Annotated in this window: 14 protein-coding genes; 8 read left to right on the top strand and 6 right to left on the bottom strand. The window is 70.5% G+C overall.

Annotation, left to right across the window (positions count from 1 at the left end):
• Positions 1-89: 89 nt before the first annotated feature.
• Positions 90-2,858, bottom strand: coding sequence for a TIR domain-containing protein (locus ACZ63J_RS17430; protein WP_465404822.1), 2,769 nt, complete (start codon positions 2,856-2,858; stop codon positions 90-92).
• A 36-nt stretch (positions 2,859-2,894) separates the two neighbouring features.
• Positions 2,895-5,093 carry a tetratricopeptide repeat protein gene (locus tag ACZ63J_RS17425; protein WP_465404824.1) on the bottom strand — a complete coding sequence of 733 codons (2,199 nt, stop codon included), beginning with the start codon at positions 5,091-5,093 and terminating at the stop codon, positions 2,895-2,897.
• 87 nt (positions 5,094-5,180) lie between these two features.
• Here ACZ63J_RS17425 and ACZ63J_RS17420 point away from each other — a divergent pair, with 87 nt between their 5' ends.
• Together ACZ63J_RS17420 and ACZ63J_RS17415 are read left to right on the top strand one after the other, a co-directional pair.
• Complete coding sequence (locus tag ACZ63J_RS17420; protein ID WP_465404826.1) at positions 5,181-6,371, top strand: pentapeptide repeat-containing protein; 1,191 nt, start codon at positions 5,181-5,183, stop codon at positions 6,369-6,371.
• Between the two features lie 109 nt (positions 6,372-6,480).
• The gene (locus ACZ63J_RS17415) at positions 6,481-7,164 is read left to right on the top strand and encodes a DUF4097 family beta strand repeat-containing protein (RefSeq protein WP_465404828.1); all 684 of its coding nucleotides are present in this window, start codon (positions 6,481-6,483) and stop codon (positions 7,162-7,164) included.
• On the opposite strand, the gene ACZ63J_RS17410 is transcribed toward ACZ63J_RS17415, so the two are convergent.
• Positions 7,142-9,850 (bottom strand): transcriptional regulator, encoded by a 2,709-nt coding sequence (locus ACZ63J_RS17410; RefSeq protein ID WP_465404830.1) that lies wholly within the window; start codon positions 9,848-9,850, stop codon positions 7,142-7,144. The two genes, ACZ63J_RS17415 and ACZ63J_RS17410, sit on opposite strands and share 23 nt — an antisense overlap.
• Positions 9,851-9,931: 81 nt before the next feature.
• Between ACZ63J_RS17410 and ACZ63J_RS17405 the strand changes: the two genes are divergently transcribed.
• On the top strand, positions 9,932-10,858 hold the full coding sequence (locus ACZ63J_RS17405; RefSeq protein WP_465404832.1) for a TAXI family TRAP transporter solute-binding subunit: 927 nt from the start codon (positions 9,932-9,934) through the stop codon (positions 10,856-10,858).
• Here the strand turns inward: ACZ63J_RS17405 and ACZ63J_RS17400 are convergent.
• Positions 10,855-12,246, bottom strand: a complete 1,392-nt coding sequence (locus tag ACZ63J_RS17400) for a sensor histidine kinase (protein WP_465342229.1) — start codon at positions 12,244-12,246, stop codon at positions 10,855-10,857. The genes ACZ63J_RS17405 and ACZ63J_RS17400 overlap by 4 nt on opposite strands.
• A gap of 4 nt (positions 12,247-12,250) precedes the next feature.
• Positions 12,251-12,925 (bottom strand): response regulator transcription factor, encoded by a 675-nt coding sequence (locus tag ACZ63J_RS17395; protein WP_465307841.1) that lies wholly within the window; start codon positions 12,923-12,925, stop codon positions 12,251-12,253.
• A gap of 228 nt (positions 12,926-13,153) precedes the next feature.
• Here ACZ63J_RS17395 and ACZ63J_RS17390 point away from each other — a divergent pair, with 228 nt between their 5' ends.
• The 5 genes from ACZ63J_RS17390 (at position 13,154) to ACZ63J_RS17370 (ending at position 17,269) form a co-directional block, all read left to right on the top strand.
• A complete protein-coding gene (locus tag ACZ63J_RS17390; RefSeq protein WP_465308270.1) occupies positions 13,154-13,882 on the top strand; it encodes an amino acid ABC transporter ATP-binding protein in 729 nt (242 codons plus the stop codon).
• Between the two features lie 56 nt (positions 13,883-13,938).
• Entirely contained in the window at positions 13,939-14,865 is a 927-nt protein-coding gene (locus ACZ63J_RS17385; RefSeq protein WP_465404834.1) for a glutamate ABC transporter substrate-binding protein, read from the top strand.
• Between the two features lie 83 nt (positions 14,866-14,948).
• Entirely contained in the window at positions 14,949-15,596 is a 648-nt protein-coding gene (locus ACZ63J_RS17380; protein WP_465404835.1) for an amino acid ABC transporter permease, read from the top strand.
• Positions 15,593-16,456: an amino acid ABC transporter permease gene (locus ACZ63J_RS17375; protein WP_465404837.1), complete on the top strand. Its 864-nt coding sequence runs from the start codon at positions 15,593-15,595 to the stop codon at positions 16,454-16,456. The genes ACZ63J_RS17380 and ACZ63J_RS17375 overlap by 4 nt, the downstream gene beginning before the upstream one ends.
• Positions 16,457-16,531: 75 nt before the next feature.
• Positions 16,532-17,269, top strand: a complete 738-nt coding sequence (locus ACZ63J_RS17370; protein WP_465404839.1) for an SDR family NAD(P)-dependent oxidoreductase — start codon at positions 16,532-16,534, stop codon at positions 17,267-17,269.
• Here ACZ63J_RS17370 and ACZ63J_RS17365 read toward each other — a convergent pair.
• On the bottom strand, positions 17,223-17,912 hold the full coding sequence (locus ACZ63J_RS17365) for a YoaK family protein (protein WP_465404841.1): 690 nt from the start codon (positions 17,910-17,912) through the stop codon (positions 17,223-17,225). The two genes, ACZ63J_RS17370 and ACZ63J_RS17365, sit on opposite strands and share 47 nt — an antisense overlap.
• Positions 17,913-18,028 lie beyond the last annotated feature (116 nt).

Raw genomic sequence — 18,028 nt, 5'->3', positions numbered from 1 at the left:
CTCATCTGCATCCGTCCCCCCCCCCCCCTCGTTGCTCCCCTCACCCCCCCACCCCCCCCCCCCCCCCCCCCCCCCCCCCCACCGCCAGCTCACCACTTGTCTTGGTGGCTCTGCTTGTGAACCCATCGCGCGAACCCGGCCGGCGCGAACCTGGTCAGCGTGGAGATCAAGGCTTGCCACGGCAGATCGGTCAGCAGTCCAACCGCCTTCGGAGCCCGCTGACGCACCTGGTTCGCCAATTCGCTCGCGCGCTGCTTGTCACCGAGCTCATTCCGGAGGCTGAGGGCCATCGCCAGCTCGAACTGTGTCTGCAAGGTGTCCGGGTGGGCGATGCCGAGAACGGTGAGCTGCCCTCGATGGGCCCGATCGAGGGCCTCGACCGCGTCGCCGAACCGGCCGAGCTGCGAGCAGGCGAGGCCGCGAACGTAGTATTCGCGCAAGACGATCGGGTGGTTCTCATCCAGCTTGCCGGCGAGCACGGGAAGCAGGACATCGGTGCCGGCGAGAGCTTCCTTGGGCCGGCCCTGCTGGACTACGGCGAGATCGATGCTCACCTTGGTGGCCAGGACGTCGACGTTGCGCGCTCCCAGGCCTTCTTCGCGTTGTCGCAGAACGCGGCGTAGCGCCGTCTCGGCTCTGGTCCACTGCTCCTGATCGACTTTAAGATCGGTGAAATGCAGTCGCAGCTCCGCGGTGGCCAGCACGTACTCCGCCTCGACGGCGATCGGGTGGTGTTGCTGCGCTTCGCGCGCGTAATAGTCGACAACACGCCGCGCGTGCTCGCGGGCTCTGCGCTGATCTCCCGTGACGGACCAGAGGTGTGCGGCTTCGAGCCTGGCGAGGTGCACGAAGTGCTCCGGCAGCCGCGCTTCGACCTCAAGGATTTCCTGGAGCTCGACGAGGTTCTCCCGCACGATCCCCCGCAGGCGACGGCCGCGTAGCCAAAGGATCCGGATCCGGATCCGATCGGTCTCGGGCAGAAGACCGCTTCTCGCCGGGTCGATCGCTTGGCGCCAGTACGGGTCGGCGCCAATGAAATCACCCATCGCGTCCAAGGCCGCGGCGCCAAGGCACGCGAGGAGAACGCGTTCCCGCGGCGGACACGAAGGCGGAGGGTTCTGGGCGATCTTCACGACGTCCTGGTATTCGCCAACCTCGTAGTGGTCCGAGGCCGCGTCAACGAGCAGGCTCGGTTCGGCGGCGCCTGAGGCGAGCAGCCGGTCCAGGTAGCGTGCGGCAGACGCTTGCTGCCCGTCTTCCCGTAGGCCCTTGGCGATCGAAGCGAGTAGCGTGTTCGTCGTAGCGGGCGACAGTGTCGTTCGGTCCACGACGTATCGGGCGTGCCGGACCAGCAGTCTCCACTCGCCGATCGCGTGGGTTTCGCTCCCGGCCTCGAGTACGCCGGCCAGGTGTTCGGCGCACGCCGCCGCGAGCCAGTCCACCGCGGCCTCGCCGTGCGATCGTCTTACCGCCGGCCTGAACAGCGCGTGCAACGACCACAAGCCCTCATTCGGGGTGACGATCATTTTGGCGCGCAGCCGATCCAGGACGTCGGGCACTCTGCTCGGCTCCATCCCCAACGTACTCACCATGTCCCGGATCAGCCGCACCGGCATCGGGGCCGGACCGCAAGCCGCCATGAGCCGCAGTACGGTCAGCTCGTAACCGTCGACGGCCTCCACTTGCCGGGTGACGAGATCGGCCAGCCGATCGGTGGTGCCGGACGAGCCGTCCAGCACTCGTCCCACGAGCTCCGTCAACGTGGTGAGCCCATGCTCGGTGGTCGCGGCGGCGGCCACCAGTGCGATGGCCAGCGCATGATTGTCCACGGCGGCCATCAGTTCGTTCACCAGCCGCAGCGTGGCCTCATCGTTCCGATCGAACGGATGGAGACGGTTGAACAACGCGCGGGCTTCACCGTCGGTCAATCCGGCGAGACGCACTTTCGTTCCCAGCTTGGCGTACTCGGGGTGCTCGGTGATGAGCAGCACCAGCACGTCCGAATCGTCGAGGACCGCGGTGAAGAAGTCGCGCGGGACACCGGCCGGGATGTTGTCGATGGTGACCAGCACCTGTCCGGTGGACGCCCTGAGCCTCGCTTCCATCCTCGCTCCCGCCTCAGCCAACGCGGACTTCGCCGCCATACCGTCGACGTCGCTGAGATCGATTCGCACGACCAGTTCGTACTCGTGAGCGAAGTGGAGCAAGTAGTCGTCGGCGAGTGTGGTCTTGCCGGCTCCGCGCAGGCCGGTGAGCACGGCGATCCCGTTTGTCGCCTGGTGCGTCAGCGCGTATCTCTGTGAGTGCAGGGCCGTGTGCAACTCCCACATGGCACCGTAGCGCCGGACCAAGGACGTGACGCCCGGCCGGCCGCCTACCGTGCGCGGCAGCGAAGTGAAGTCGATACCCTGGTAGGTACCGGTCAGTCGCGACAACCGGAGTTCCACCTCACCGACGATCCGCTCGAGCGCAGCTTCGCTTTGGTCGTCGGGAAGGTAGATCTGATCTCTGAGAACCGCCGGGTGTATATGGGCTTTGGTCGGCTCAAGATTGATCACCAAAGTCCGCGCCAGGCCACCTTCGCGCTGATCGGCGACCAGCACCTGCATCAGTTCGCTTTGGCAGGCGTGCCGCTCCGCGTACCGACGTGAGTAATACACCAGACAGATCGTGCTGCCGAGCAGCTCCTGCTCGAGCTTCGACGTCACCGGGTCACCGAGATGATTTCCCTGCCGGTCGACGAAGACGAGGTGCCCTCGATCCCTGAGTCGGTCGATCAACTGCTCCATGCGGGGATACTCTTCGCCAGAGTAGGAAATGAAGATCTTTTCTTGACCTGCACTGGAAGCGAACGGCACACACGAAGGATATCCCATCTTGATGTGTTTCGCCCTTCACAGCTCGCGCAACGCCGCGAGGATCTTCGCCACCTCGGCAGCATGGGGGGAATTCATGCGGTCGTAGAGTTCCCGGGCGGCAACAAGCGCATTCTCGGCTTCCGCGAACCTGTTTTCCGTCGCCGCGATCCTGCCCAGTCCCCAATGCGCCGCGGCTTGCTCGTGAGCACTGCCACATCGCTCGCCGTGTACCAAGGCCCGCCGCCATGCGGCTTCGGCGCGCTTGCGGTCCTGCTCCAGCTCCCGTGCGGCGCCGAGGGCATTGGCAGCTTGGGCGATGTCCATGTCGTGATCCCGCGCGATCGCGATGTCCAGCGCTTCTTCCGCACACCGGACGGCGTCGCGCAGTTCTCCGAGAGCGAGGTAGGCGGTAGCCATGCTTCGCAGCGTGATGCCGGTGTTGCGGGCGAGCCCTGCACCGGAGTAGTACGCCAACGCTTTTCGCTGGTGTGTCAACGCGTCGTCAAAGCGCCCCCGCCGAGCCAGCACAGCGCCTAGATTGGCAAGGCAGTCACTCAGACCGTGCTGGTCTCCCAGCCGCTCGAAGAGCTCGTAAGCCAAAGTGTGCTGCTCGACAGCTTCGTCCAGCCGCTGGGCAGCGGCCAGTCCCATGCCCAGGTTGTTCCGGGTGACGGCTTGGGCGTAGAGATCGCCGAGCCGGTGCACGGCCGTCAAGGCGGCCACGTGGGTTTCCAACCAGGCATCGATCTCCTTGGCCAGGTAGAAATAGCCGCGCAGGGTGAACGCCAGCTGCCAGCGCTGCACATCGAAGCCGTGCTCTTCATGACGTACGAGGGCAACCAGGGCGGGCAGTTCGGAGCGGACCCATTCCCGGGCGTCGTCGACGCCTCGGAAGTCACGGCGGACTTCGGTTTCGGAGCTCTCGACCACCTGGAACCGGCCGGGCGTCATCAACCGGTCGGCTTGAGCGGCAGTCGAAAGGTAGTAGCCGAACATCCTGCGGAGCGCGGCTGGATCTTCGTCACGCCCGATCGTCAACGTCCCGGCGAAGGCTCGCACGAGGTCGTGGAAGCCGTAGCGGTTCGCAGCCGATTGCCTGATCAGGTGAGCGTCGTGGAGGCGATCGAGTATGCGGTCGGTCTCTCGCGACTCCAGTCCTCCGAGGGCACCGGCGGCAGCGACGTCGAAATCCGCACCAGGGTGCAACGCGAGCAGGCCCAGCAGCCGAGCTTCGGCGGGATCGAGGTCCCGCACCGAAAGCCCGAGCGTGGCGGCGAGGCTGCGCTCGCCGTCGTCCAGCTCCGCGAACAGGGCGGATTCGTCGGCCAGCCGGCGGTCGATCTCGCCCACGTCCCAAGCGGGGTGCGCACGTAACCGAGCGGCCGCGATCCGGATGGCCAGCGGAATTCGCCCGCACCGCCCCACGACGCGGACGACGGCCTCCTCGACCGCGTCGACACCGGTCAGCGCCGCGAACAGCTCGGCCGCCGCACTGTCCGGAAGGACGTCCACCGAGACGTGCTCCACATCGTCCAGCGCCGCCAGCCGCGAGCGGCTGGTGACCAGCACACAGCACTTCGATCCGCCGGGCTGCAGGGATCGGACCTGCGTGGCACTTCCCGCATTGTCCAGTACGAGCAGCATGGCGCGTTCCCGCAAGACCGACCGGTACACAGCCGCGCGATCATCCGGATCGACCGGGATTCGCTCGACGGGTACACCGAGGATGCGCAGCAACCGGTCGTGCACCACGGACGGCGGGACGGCGGCCTCGCCTCGCCCACCGAGATCGACGAACACACAACCGTCCGCGAAGCCGTCCGCGAAGCTGTGCGCGCACTGGATCGCCAGTGCGGTCTTACCGACGCCACCGAACCCGGAAATCACGCACGTCGCGGATTCGGTCCCAAGCGCGTCGCGGATCGCGCGCAGCTCCTTCGACCGTCCGACGAAGGAAGTGGTCGCCGGCGGCAACCCGGAGGGCACCACGCCGACCGTGGATCGCGAGCTGGCGCGGCGCGGGCCTGAATGGACCAAGGCCATGAGTACACCCTGAGCGTCGAGCTCGGTCTCGCACACCGCCGCCAGCGTCGCGTTCGGCGGCTTGAGCCCATTCTCGACTTTGCTGAGATAACTCTTGCTGTAGTAGGTGCGAGCGGCCAAGCCGGCCAGCGACAGCCCTGCGCCCTGCCGGAGCTTCCGCAGTTCGGCGCCGAACAGTTGGTTCTCTCCCACAACTGCTCCCCTCGCCGACGGTTCCAGTATCGCCGTTGCCCCGCGGACCGGCACGTCCCTCACCCCGGATCGGCGAAGATGGCGGGCATGAGCGACGACCAGTCCCGGGTGAAACCGCCCCCGGCCACCGGCAAGGTGCTGTCGAACCGGGTGATCGCCTGGTGCGCGGTGGGGCTGGTGCTGGTCGCCGCCGGGGTCGGGTGGCCGCTGCTCGCCGTTTACGGGCTCGGGCTCGAGGCGATCCGGACCGTCGGCACCATCGTGCTCGGCGCCGGTGGGGCCGTCGGGCTGCTGCTGGCCGCGCGCCGGCAGCAGACCGCCGAACAGGACCTGGTGGAGAAGCGCCGTGATCTCGTGCTCAAGGAGCACGTGCAGCAGCACACCGAGACCGACGCCGCCGAGCGGCGGATCACCGAGCTGTACGCGAAGGCCGTCGAACAGCTCGGGTCGGACAAGGCCCCGGTCCGGCTGGGCGGGCTGTACGCGCTCGAGCGGCTCGCGCAGACCACCCGGTCGCAGCGGACCACCGTCGTCAACGTGCTGTGCGCGTACCTGCGGATGCCGTTCGAACCGGCCGGCGACGCGGCCGAGCCGTCGCGCGACCCGGTGCAGGAACGGCACGTCCGGATCGCCGCCCAGCGCATCCTCACCCAGCACCTGCGCCCGGGATCGGACCCGGCAGCGCCCGCCGACACGTTCTGGGCGGACACCGACCTGGACCTCATGGGCGCCGCGCTCGTCGAGTTCCGGTTCGACCACTGCCGGGTCCGGTCCGCGCAGTTCACCGAGGCGACGTTCGACGGCGCCGCGAACTTCGGCGGCACCGTCTTCCTCGAACGCGCCGAGTTCGACCGCACCACCTTCCACGGCGAAGCCCGGTTCAGCGAAGCGACCTTCGCCGACGAGGCCCGGTTCCGCACCGTGCGGTTCCTGGCCGCCGCCCGGTTCCGGGCCACCACCTTCCGCGGGGACGCCCGGTTCACCGGATCCCACTTCCACGGCAACGTCTGGCTGGGCGACGCCGTCTTCCGCAGCGGTGTCTGGTTCACCCAGACCCACTTCGGGCAGGACGTCCGGTTCGACGGCGCCCTGTTCGAGGGCAACGCGCGCTTCCACGACGCGACCTTCGACCGGCGGGACCAGCCGAAGATGTTCAGAGACGCCTGGGCCCGTCCCACCAGCCGCTCGTTGTGGCCGCCGGGCTGGGCTCCGGCGACCACCACGGACGAGCCGTCGCCGGGCTCCGGAGGTAGCTGGCAGAGGCTGCTGCCCTCCTGACACGCGTCCGCGACGGCGTGTCAGGAGCGTGGCCGCTCCATGTCAGCGGGCCCGGCGAATGTGGTCCTCACAGCCCCACCGAGGGGGCCGGAAACCACAGGAGAGCACGATGCAGAACTTCGCCACCCCCGCCCCGATCACCGCCTTCCTCACCATCCCCGCCGGGCGCGTGCGGCTCGTCGCCGGTGAGCGGGACGACACCAGCGTCGACGTTCGGCCCGCCGATGCCGGGAAGAGCCGGGATGTCAAGGCCGCCGAGCAGACCAGCGTCAGCTTTGCCGACGGTGTCCTGCGGATCGAGGCTCCGGAGGCCAAGCACCAGTACTTCGGTCCCTCCGGGGCCCTCGACGTCACCGTCGAACTGCCCGCCGGCTCGCGGGTCGAGGCCAAGGCCGGCAGCGCCGAGCTCGACGGCACCGGCCCGCTGGGGGACGTCGTCTTCGACGGCGCCTACCGCTGGATCAAGCTGGAGCAGGCCGCGAGCGTCCAGCTCACCGCCACCGACGGGGACGTCGAGGTCGGCCGGCTGGGCGGGTCCGCCCGGATCAGCACCGCCCGGGGCGACATCCGCGTCAGCGAGGCCGGGCCGGGCACCGTGGAGCTGAGCTCGCAGTCCGGGGACATCTCCGTCGTCGCCGCCGCCGGCGTGTCCGCCTCGCTGGACGCCGGCACCTCCCACGGCCGGATCAGCAACAGCCTGACCAGCACCGGCGCCGCCGAGCTGCGCATCCACGCCACTACCGCGCGCGGTGACATCGAGGCGCGCAGCCTCACCGCCCGGGCGGCGGGATGACGCGCAGGTCCCACACCGTCCGGAACGCGCTGATCGTCAGCCAGGCGAGCCGGGCGTTGACCGGGAAGAGCTGGCGCGCCGACGCCAGCGCGTCGAACGACCCGTCGCCGGCCACCCCGCCGCGCTCGATGTCCGCCTCGTCGAGCGCGGGGCCGAACACCTCCAAGACGGTGCCCAGGTAGTAGAGGTACCCGAGCGTCTCGACCTGGAGCCGCCGGAGGGGTTCGTCCCCGCCTTCGACCGGCGGGGTGGCCGCCGCTTCGACCAGGGCGGCCGGGTCGGCGGCGGCGCGCGCGTCGACGTGCCGGACCAGGTCGCCGACCAGGACGTCGTCGTAGCCGCCGCGGGCGACGATCGTGCGCAGGCCGGCGCGTTTGTCCGCGAGGTCCTCGGCGACCACGCGGCGGGCGACGCCGGCCAGCGCGCCGCCGCCGGAGATCACCTGGCGGGCGACGCGGATCAGCTCGCGCGGCAGCCCGCCGGACAGGCAGTGGCACAGGCAGACGAACGGGTCGGGCAGGCCGAGGACGCGCCGGGACAGCACCTGCCGCGCGTCTTCGAGCTTCAAGTACTCCACGCGGAAGATGACGTCGAAGGCGCTGTCGAAGGCGTCGCGCACCGGCAGCCCGCGCCGCTCGAACGCGGCCAGCGCGTCCTCCGAAACCGAGACGAGGAACAGGAAACCCGGCACGTCGAGGTTGAACAGCGCCTTGACCTCGTTGACGAAGTCCTGGGCCGCGTCCGGGGCGACGATCTTGTCCAGCTCGTCGAGGATGATCACCACCGACGGCGTCGCGATGCCCTCGAGCGGGGCGACACCGCCGATCGTGGCGCGGAGGAACTCGCCGAAGCCGTGCACGATCTGCGGGTAGCTGCGCGGCTGGCGGCTCACCTCGTGCGTCCTCGTCACGCCGATGTCGGCGCCCGCCGGCACGCCGGCCTTCCCGGACCAGCCCGAGGTGTGCTTCTGCTGGAATTCGATGTCGCCGATCGCCCACTCGGCGCGGACACGCAGGGCTTGCAGGTCTCCCGGTGGCACCGCGGGCGCCGGCTCGACCCGTGTGGGCACCACCGCCGGACGCCGCCGCGCGGCGACGGCGAGCAGGCCGGCCGCGCCGAGCAGGCAGACCAGCGGCCACCAGATCGCCGTGAACCAGGTGGCCGGGTCGAACCGCGCGCCGCGCGTCGCGAGCGAACCGAGGACCCCGGCGGCCACCGCCACGACGACCACGGCGGCGAACGGCCACCACCGCCGCCAGCGGGCCCGGCGCTCGGCCCACCGGCCGGGCCGCGGCGCGGCGGTCGCACGGCGCTCGTCGCAGAACTCGATCACCGCCGCGCAGGTCCGGGCGTAGAGGTGCAGGACGAACTCGCGGGCGTCGTAGCGGACCGGGACGCTTTCCAGCACCGCGATGTGAGTGCGGCCGGCCGTGCTGAGCCGGCCCGCCTGATAGGCCTCGAGCAGGGTGGACTTGCCCGCGCCGCGCGGCCCGGCCATGCCGACGGCGCCACCGCGGATCCCCGCCATCAGCGCTTTCAGCCGGTCGGCCGAGGCCAGCGACGTCACCACGCGGTCGCCGGCGCGCATCTGCCCCAGCGCCTGCGGGTCGAGCACCCCGAGCGTGGTGCCGAACGACGGGTGTACCAGCTCGTTGAGGTACTGCGTGACCTGCTGCCCGACGGTCTCCAGCGCGGCGGTGTCCCAGTCCGCTTCGGCCTCGGCGACCTCCTCGCGCAACGTCCTCAGCAGCTGGTTCCACTGTGGACTGCCGCGCCGTCCGGGATCGAGGGACAGGGCGGCCGGGAACAGCCCGGGGCTGGCCATGACCGGCGCCGCCAGGAGCGAGACGAGCAGGGCGACGACGTCCGCGACGACGAACACCGCCCACTCCGGCAGCGGCGGGGGAAAGGCCAGCACGGCGAACGCCGCAGCCGCCGCCAGGACCGCGCCGAACAACGCGCGTTGGCCGACGGCCCGGGGCAGCTGCTCGTCTTCCGCGACACGCGAGTCCGGCAGATAGAAGGCCAGGGACAGGAAGAAGGCGACGCAGCCCGCGACCACCCACAACAGCACGGCCAGGATCGTCCCCATCGCCGCTTGCGACGACGACCAGAGGCGCCACAGCAGCAGGGCGTACGTCATGGCCAGCCCCGTCACGATCGGCCACTTGCCCCCGCCGACCGCCGGTTTGCCGCCGAACCGCGTGCCGAGCCCCATGACGAGCCGGCGGGCGAGCACGAGCGCGAGGACCAGACCCACGAGGAGCGCGGCCAGGACGCCGACCCATGCTCCGCCGGTCACGGGCAGCCGGCCGAGCTGCCAGACGAGCAGCGGGAAGAGGATCCCGAGCCACGAGAGGAACCCGAGCACGGCGTGCCCGGTCCGGTCGTCGGGGTCCGGCAGCCGGGGCGCGCGCTCGGGCGGCGACTCGAACCCCGCGAGCTTCTCCCGCGCGCCGCGCAGCACGGAGATCTGCTGGTTGGTCTCCCGGAGCACGAAGTCGCCGCCGGCCACCACGCGGGCGACGACAGCCTCGTTCACCCGGGCGCCGTCCGGCCCGGACACCCGCTCCTCGAGGACCTGCCCGGCCAGCCGGGGCAGGCGTTCGCGCAGCTCGCCGAGCAGTGCGTCCTCCTCGCCGGACTCGGTGCGGACGTCGGTCGGCGATGCGGGCGGCGCGGTCACGGAGCGGGATCCTAGCCGCGACAGCCGGTGGCCGACCCGGCTTCGGCCCCGATCGGCGCGGGGATCTGGCACGATCAGGCGATGGTCAGGACCCGGCGGACCCGTGGACTCGTGCTGGCGGCCGCCCTGTTGCTGGTCCTCTCCGCCTGCACCGCCGGCTTCGGCGACCTCCGGCTGCGGATCGCGGCGGGCAACCCCGGCGGGGTCTACGACAAGCTCGCGCAGACGCTGGCCACCACCTGGCAGGCGGGCCTGGACATCGGGCGGCCGCAGGTGCTGCAGACCCAGGGCTCGCCCGACAACGTCGACAAGGTGCTGGCCGGGGCGGCCGAAGTCGCCTTCGTCGCCGCCGACGTCGCCTCCGACCGGTACAAGACCGATCCGCGGCTGGCCGCCTTGGCCCGGATCCACGACGACTACCTGCACATCGTCGTGCGGACCGACTCCCCCATCCGGACCGTCGGGCAGCTGAAGGGCAAGCGGATCGCGATCGGCTCGCCGTCCTCGGGTGTCGAGTACATCGCCGACCGGCTGCTGCGGGTCACCGGGCTCCAGGGATCGGTCACGACGTCCACGCGCGGCCTTCCCGACTCCGTCCGGGCGCTGCTCAACGGCGACGTCGACGCGTTCTTCTGGTCCGGGGGCCTGCCGACGCCGTTCCTGGCCGACTACAACGACTCGAAGTCGCTGCGCCTGCTCGACATCGCCGACGTGATGCCGAAGATGCAGGAGCTCAACCAGGTGTACGGCACCGCGTCCATCCCGGCCAGCACCTACAACCAGGCCGGCCCGGTGACCACGCTGCTGGTGCCGAACGTCCTGGTGGTGCCGAAGTCGATGTCCGACGACGTCGCCGAGGCGCTGGTCCGCGGCCTGTTCGACGCCCGCCAGCAGCTCGCCGCGGCCAACCCGGCGGCGCTGTCGATCGACGTGCACCCCGGCATCGAGACCCAGCCGATCCCGCTGCACCCGGGCGCGCTGCGCTATTACCGCGGGCAGAAGACCTAGGCGGCCGGGAAGGTCATCGTGATCCGCAGGCCGCCGCCCTCGGGCAGGTCGAGCGCCAGCTCGCCGTCCGAATGCGCGGTCAGCTCGCTGACGATCGCCAGGCCCAGCCCCGAACCGGGCACGTTCTGGTGGGCCGGGCTGCGCCAGAAGCGGTCCAGCGCGCGGTCGAGCTCGTCGGGCGGCAGGCCGGGGCCGTGGTCGCGGACCGACAGCCGCACCTTCTCCGCCTCGTGCTCGACGGCGATCCGGATCTCGGTGCCGGCCGCGGTGAACTTCAGCGCGTTGTCGAGCAGCGCGTCCAGGATCGTCTCGGCCCCGCGCGGCGGCATCCGGACGCGGGCGCCGTCGCCGGCGGTGTCGACGACCAGCCGCACGTCACGGGCTTCGCCGACCACCGTCCAGTCGGCGACGCGCTCGGCGACGGCCTCGTCCAGCACCACCGGGTCCAGCTCGCCGCCGGACGCCTCGGCGCGGGCCATCGAGAGCAGGCCGTCGAGGATCTGGTGCAGCCGCCCGGCGTCGACGCGCGCGGCGTCGAGGTCGGCGGCGGACTGCTCGTCCACGACGTGGCCGTCGAGGTTGCCGAGCCGGATCTTCAACGCCGTCAGCGGGTTGCGCAGCTGGTGGGAGGCGTCGGCGACAAACGCGCGCTGCGCGGCCAGCGCGCCGGACACGCTCTCGGCCATCCGGTCGAAGGAACGCCCCAGCTGCCGCAGCTCCGGCGGCCCGCCGCTCTCCCCCACCGGCTCGGCCTCCCGCCCGCTGACCACGGACGCCACGAGCGCGCCGGTCGCGTCGTCGAGCCGGTGCACCGGCCGCAGGATCCACCGGACCACCGGGATGGCCACGGCCAGCGCCAGCACGAACGCGAGGATCCCGCCCGCGGCGAGCAGCAGCCACCACCAGAGCACGTCGGCGCGTTCGGTGCCGGTGTCCGACACGCTCAGCACGGCCCCGCGCACCTCGCCGTCGGCGAGCACCGGCTCGGCCAGCACCAGCGGCGTCGCGTCCCACGGCATCAGCACGCCGGCGGGCTGCGAGCGGCGGCCGGCCAGCGCCTCGTGGACCGGGTCGCTGAACCGCTCGGCCTTGAGGTCGACGGCGTCCGCGCCCGCCGAGCCGGTGACCGGCTTGCCGTCCTGGTCGACGACGATCACCTCGACGCCGTACACCTCGGTGTAGCGGGTCAGGTCGGGTTCGAGCAGCCACGGCTTGTTGTCCAGCAGCGGCCGCTGCGCCAGCGACGCGAACCGGGCGGTGTCGGTCAGCCGGTCGAGGAACAGGTCCTGCTGCGCGCCGGCCGCGATCGAGATGGCCAGCGGGATGCCGAGGCCGAACACCAGCAACGCGACCAGCGTCAGCACGATGCCCTGCAGGCGGACGCGCACGCCGTCAGCTCCGGGCGACCTGGCCGCCGAGCCGGTAGCCGACCCCGCGGACCGTCTCGATCAGCGCCGGGCGGCCCAGCTTCGTCCGCAGCGTCGCGACGTGGACGTCCAGCGAGCGGCTCTCCGCCGGGCCGCGGTGGCCCCACACCTCGGTGAGCACGTGCTCGCGCGAGCACACCGCGCCGCGCGCGCCCGCGACGAGCGCGAGCACCTGGAACTCCTTGCGGGACAACGCGACCGCCTGGCCGTCGACGAGCACCTCGTGCCGGGAGAGGTCGACGCTGACGTCGCCGGCCCGGATCACCACCGGCTCGGCCGTGGTGTGCTCGCCGCGGCGGCGGCGCACCGCTTCGACCCGTGCGAGCAGCTCCTCGACGTCGTAGGGCTTGACGAGGTAGTCGTCGGCGCCCGCGCGCAGGCCCTGGATCCGGTCGTCGACCTCGCCGCGCGCCGACACGACGATGATCGCGACGTCGCTGACCGCGCGGATCTGGCGGCAGAGCGTGACGCCGTCGATGTCCGGCAGGCCGAGGTCGAGCAGGATGACGTCGACCTCGTGGACCCGGTCGAGCACCCCGGCGCCGGTGGCCAGCCGCGCGATCGCCAGGCCGCGGCGGGTCAGGGCCGGGATCAGCGCGCCCGCGACCCGGTCGTCGTCCTCCACCAGCAGCACCCGCACCGTTCACCCTCCCTGGTGACCTGGTTCACCCCCGGCCGGTATCGACGAACTCTAGGACCTCACCGCGGCGGCCGCCGAATCGGACATCGATACTCAGTTGAAACCCTAAGTATTGGTCAAGCCGCCTTGCGAGCCGGTAAAGCAACGGTAGGTTCTCGCCATCGCGGGTGACCCACGCCGCATTCGAACGACCCTGGAGGCCAGATGACCGCGGAGGTGGCGGCGCCGATGATCAAGGCGGCCGCCGTGAACAAGTACTTCGGCGACCTGCACGTGCTCAGGGAGATCACGCTCGAGGTGCCCCGCGGCCAGGTCGTGGTGGTGCTGGGCCCGTCCGGGTCGGGCAAGTCGACCCTCTGCCGCGCGATCAACCGGCTCGAGCCGATCAACTCCGGCGAGATCGCGGTCGACGGCGTCCCGCTGCCCGCCGAGGGCAAGGCCCTCGCGGCCCTGCGCGCCGACGTCGGCATGGTGTTCCAGTCGTTCAACCTGTTCGCGCACAAGACGATCGTCGAGAACGTCATGCTCGCGCCGGTGAAGGTCCGCAAGACCGCGCAGGCCGAGGCCCGCAAGACCGCGATGGAGCTGCTGGAGCGCGTCGGCATCGCCAACCAGGCCGACAAGTACCCCGCGCAGCTCTCGGGCGGCCAGCAGCAGCGCGTCGCCATCGCGCGGGCGCTGGCGATGCGGCCCAAGGTGATGCTGTTCGACGAGCCGACCTCGGCGCTGGACCCGGAGATGGTCCAGGAGGTCCTCGACGTCATGACCGGCCTGGCCAAGGACGGCATGACGATGCTCGTCGTCACGCACGAGATGGGCTTCGCCCGCCGGGCCGCCGATCGGGTGATCTTCATGGCCGACGGCGAGATCGTCGAGGACACGACGCCCGAAGAGTTCTTCACCGCGCCGAAGAGCGAGCGCGCGAAGGACTTCCTCGGCAAGATCTTGACCCACTGAGAAACGTTCCGCGACGCCGTTCGCGTCACGGGTGACGACACACAGGAGAGATTCACATGAGGATCCGCACCCTCGCGGTGGGACTGCTCGTAGGTGGTCTGACGCTGACCACCATGACCGCCTGCGGCAAGGAAGGCACCCCGGCCTCGCCGGGCGCGGGTGACCAGAGCGGCTCGAACGCCGCCGCGCTGCCGACCTACCCGGTCGCGACCGGCGTCGACCTGGCCGGCTCCCCGGTGTTCGCGAAGATGAAGTCGGCCGGTGCGCTGACCGTCGGCGCGAAGGACGACCAGCCGGGCCTGGGCCAGAAGGACCCGACGACCGGCAAGTTCGGCGGCTTCGACATCGAGATCGCGAAGCTCGTCTCGGCCGGCCTCGGCTTCGACCCGGAGAAGATCACCTTCCGCACGGTCGACTCGGGCGCCCGTGAGCAGACGATCGCGAACGGCGACGTGAACTACTACGTCGGCACCTACTCGATCACCGACAAGCGCAAGGCGCTCGTCTCCTTCGCCGGCCCGTACTTCGTGGCCGGCCAGGACCTGCTGGTGCGCAAGGACGACTCGTCCATCACCAGCAAGGACACCCTCAAGGGCAAGAAGGTCTGCTCGGTCACCGGTTCGACCCCGATCCAGAAGATCCGTCAGGACAACCTGACCGAGGCCGCGAACATCGTCGAGTTCCAGAAGTACTCGCAGTGCGTCGAGAAGCTGCAGTCGAAGGACGTCGACGCCGTCACGACCGACGACGCGATCCTCAAGGGCTACGCGGCCCAGGAGCCGGACAGCCTGAAGGTCGTCGGCCAGCCGTTCTCCACGGAGAAGTACGGCATCGGCCTGAACAAGGATGACAAGGTCCTGCGCGACAAGGTCAACGAGATCCTGCAGAAGGCGCTGGACGACGGCACCTGGCAGAAGATCTACGACGCGACCCTCGGCAAGTCGGGCTCGGCCGCCAAGAAGCCGACCCTCGAGAAGTACTGACGTGACACGAGGCCGGTGGATCGGGTGCGCCCGGTCCACCGGCCTCATCACATCCACCTGACCACGGACGCGGGGAAGGCTCCATGGACGTCCTCTTCAACAACCTGGACCTGTTCGGTCCGTTCTTCCTCCGCACGATCGAACTGTTCGTGCTCTCGGCCATCGGCAGCCTGATCCTGGGCACCATCCTCGCGATGCTGCGGGTGAGCCCGGTGCCCGTCTTCCGCGCCGTCGGCACGGCGTACGTGACGATCGCCCGGAACACGCCCCTCACGCTGGTCTTCGCGTTCTTCGTGTTCGCGTACCCGCTGCTCGACATCGTCAAGCTCGACTACTTCCCGGCCGCGGTGACGGCGCTGACCGTGTACACCTCGGCGTTCATCTGCGAGGTCGTGCGCTCGGGCATCAACACGGTGCCGGTCGGGCAGGCCGAGGCGGGCCGGGCGCTGGGGCTGAACTTCGGCCAGATCCTCGGCCAGGTCGTGTTGCCGCAGGCGCTGCGTTCGGTCGTGCCGCCGCTGATCAGCACCCTGATCGCGCTGCTGAAGAACACCACGATCGCCGCCGGTTTCTCCGTCGCGGAGGCCGGCGCGATCCGCTCGTACCTGTCCGAACGCGGTGAGAACCAGCTGGTCGGCCTGCTGTGGGTGGCCCTCGGCTTCATCATCCTGGTCGCCGTGCTGTCGTTCGTCCAACGCAGCCTGGAGAAGCGCTGGAGCGTGGCCCGATGAGCAACGTACTGTTCGACGTCCCCGGTCCGAAGGCGCGGCTGCGCTACCGGACCTACGCGGTCGTCGGCGTCATCGTGGTCGTCGCGTTCGTCGGCTACATCGGGTGGCGCTTCTACGACAGCGGCCAGTTCACCGCCCGCAAGTGGGAGTGGCTGCAGTACGCGCAGGTCCAGAGCGACCTGGCCAACGCGGTGCTCGCGACGGTGGAGGCGTTCGCCGCCGCGACGGTGCTGGCGCTGATCTTCGGCGCGGTCTTCGCGGCCGGACGGCTGTCGGACCACGCCTGGATCCGGGGGATCTGCGGGTTCGTCGTGGAGTTCTTCCGCGCCATCCCGGCGCTGATCCTGATGTTCTTCTTCTACTTCGGATTGCCGACGCTCGGCGTGCCGATCACGCCGTTCCTCGGTGTGGTCTTCGGCCTGACGCTGTACAACGGCTCGGTGCTCGCGGAGGTCTTCCGCGCGGGCATCCAGTCGCTGCCGAAGGGCCAGAGCGAAGCCGCGTACGCGCTGGGCATGCGCAAGACGCAGGTCATGTTCCTGGTGCTGCTGCCGCAGGCGATCCGGGCGATGCTGCCGACGATCATCAGCCAGCTCGTCGTGCTGCTGAAGGACACCGCGCTCGGGTTCATCATCACGTACCAGGAGCTGCTGTACTACGCGCGCTACATCGGCTCGCAGGGCGCGTTCGGCCGGCCGATCGTGCCGTCGACGATCGTGGCCACCGGTATCTACATCGTGATGTGCCTGCTGCTGACGGCGCTGGCGACGTACCTGGAGCGGCGCAACCGCCGCAACAAGAAGGTCGTGGGCGCCACACCCCCGGCCACGGGCGAGGCTGCTCTCGTCTCCGCCGCCTGAGTCACCCGTTCGAGGCCCCCGGGATCCGTCCCGGGGGCCTTGTCCTGTCCCGGGGTCTCCCCTAGCGTCGGGCGCATGGGTGTCGCACTGGTGACCGGAAGCTCACGAGGGCTGGGCCGCACGATCGCCCGGCGGCTGGCCCGCGACGGGTTCGCGGTGGCGGTGAACGCGCTGCACGACGACCCCGACCTCGAGACCGCCGCCCAGGAGGTCCTCGCCGAGGGCGGCAAGGCCGCGGCGTTCGCCGCCGACGTCACCGACCGCCATCAGGTGGGCGAGCTGGTCGACGGGGTGACGGCGCTGCTGGGCCCGATCAGCGTCCTGGTCGTCAACGCGACGGGCCCGCAGCCGGACGTCTTCCTGTCCGAAGTGGACTGGCCGGACCACCTGGGGCACCTGGACTTCTTCGTGCGGTCCCCGGTGCTGCTGGGTCATGCGGTGCTCCCGGGCATGCGCGCCCGCGGGTACGGCCGGATCGTCCACATCGACTCGGAGGTGGCGGACCGCCCGCCGGTCGGCCGCTCGGCGTACGCGACGGCGAAGGCGGCCCAGGTCGGCCTGGCCCGCTCGTGGGCCCGCGAACTGGCGCCGGACGGCATCACGGTCAACTCGGTGGCCCCGGGGTTCGTCCCGGTGGAGCGCCACGCGGAGGTCCCGGAGGCCGAGCGCGAGGCCTACCGCGCGGGCGTGCCGGTGGGCCGCCTGGGCACCCCGGACGACGTGGCGGCGGCGGTGAGCTTCTTCGTGTCGCAGGAGGCGGGCTTCATCACGGGCCAACGTCTGCTGGTGGACGGCGGGCGCGCCCTCGGCTGAGCTGCAGCACCACCAGCACGCCGAGGATGAGTATCAAGGCCAGCGTCAACGCGGTCCACATCGCCACGTGCAGCTGCAGCAGCCCGCCTGCGAAGGCGCCGACCAGCATCGCGCCCACGGCGGCGACCTTCCGCACCGGATGCGCCCCCTGACCGCCCGCCGCCTTCGAGTCGGCCGCGAAGCCGGTCAACGTCATCGTCAACACCGTCGTCGTCAGGTCGGGCGCGCCGATCCGGCGGACCGCGGCGTTCTGCAGGCCCATCGCGACGCCCAGCACGACGATCAGCAGCTCGCTGCCCAGCCGGGTCCCGCTGCCGAGCGTCGCCGACAGCACGACGGCCACCGCCACCAGCGCCGCCTGGACCGCCGTTGCCTGGCGAAGCGTGTCGTACTCGTCTTCGGTGCGGGCCAGGCGCCCGCCGGCGAGCGCGCCGGCGAGGAAGGCCAGCACCGCCGTCAGCGACGCGAGCACCGACAACGTCGTCTCGCCCGCCGCCGCGAACCCGAGGAACACGACGTTGCCGGTCATGTTCGCGACGAACACGCGCCCCAGCCCGAGGAAGCTGACGGCGTCGACCACCCCGGTCACCACGGTCAGCGTCAGCAGCAGCGCGGCGAGGTTCCGCGCCTTCGTCTCAGCCATGGACGAAGTCAACCACCCGGCGGGCCGGTTCGCGGCCCGTCTTCGAGTGTCGCGACGACCGGCGGCTCAGTTCCATTCCGGAGACGACCTTCACCGAACGATTCATTTCCTTACCC

This window comes from Amycolatopsis sp. NPDC104863 (assembly GCF_055582965.1).
Note: the sequence above shows the minus strand (reverse complement) of the source record. Positions and strands in the feature narration are given on the sequence as shown.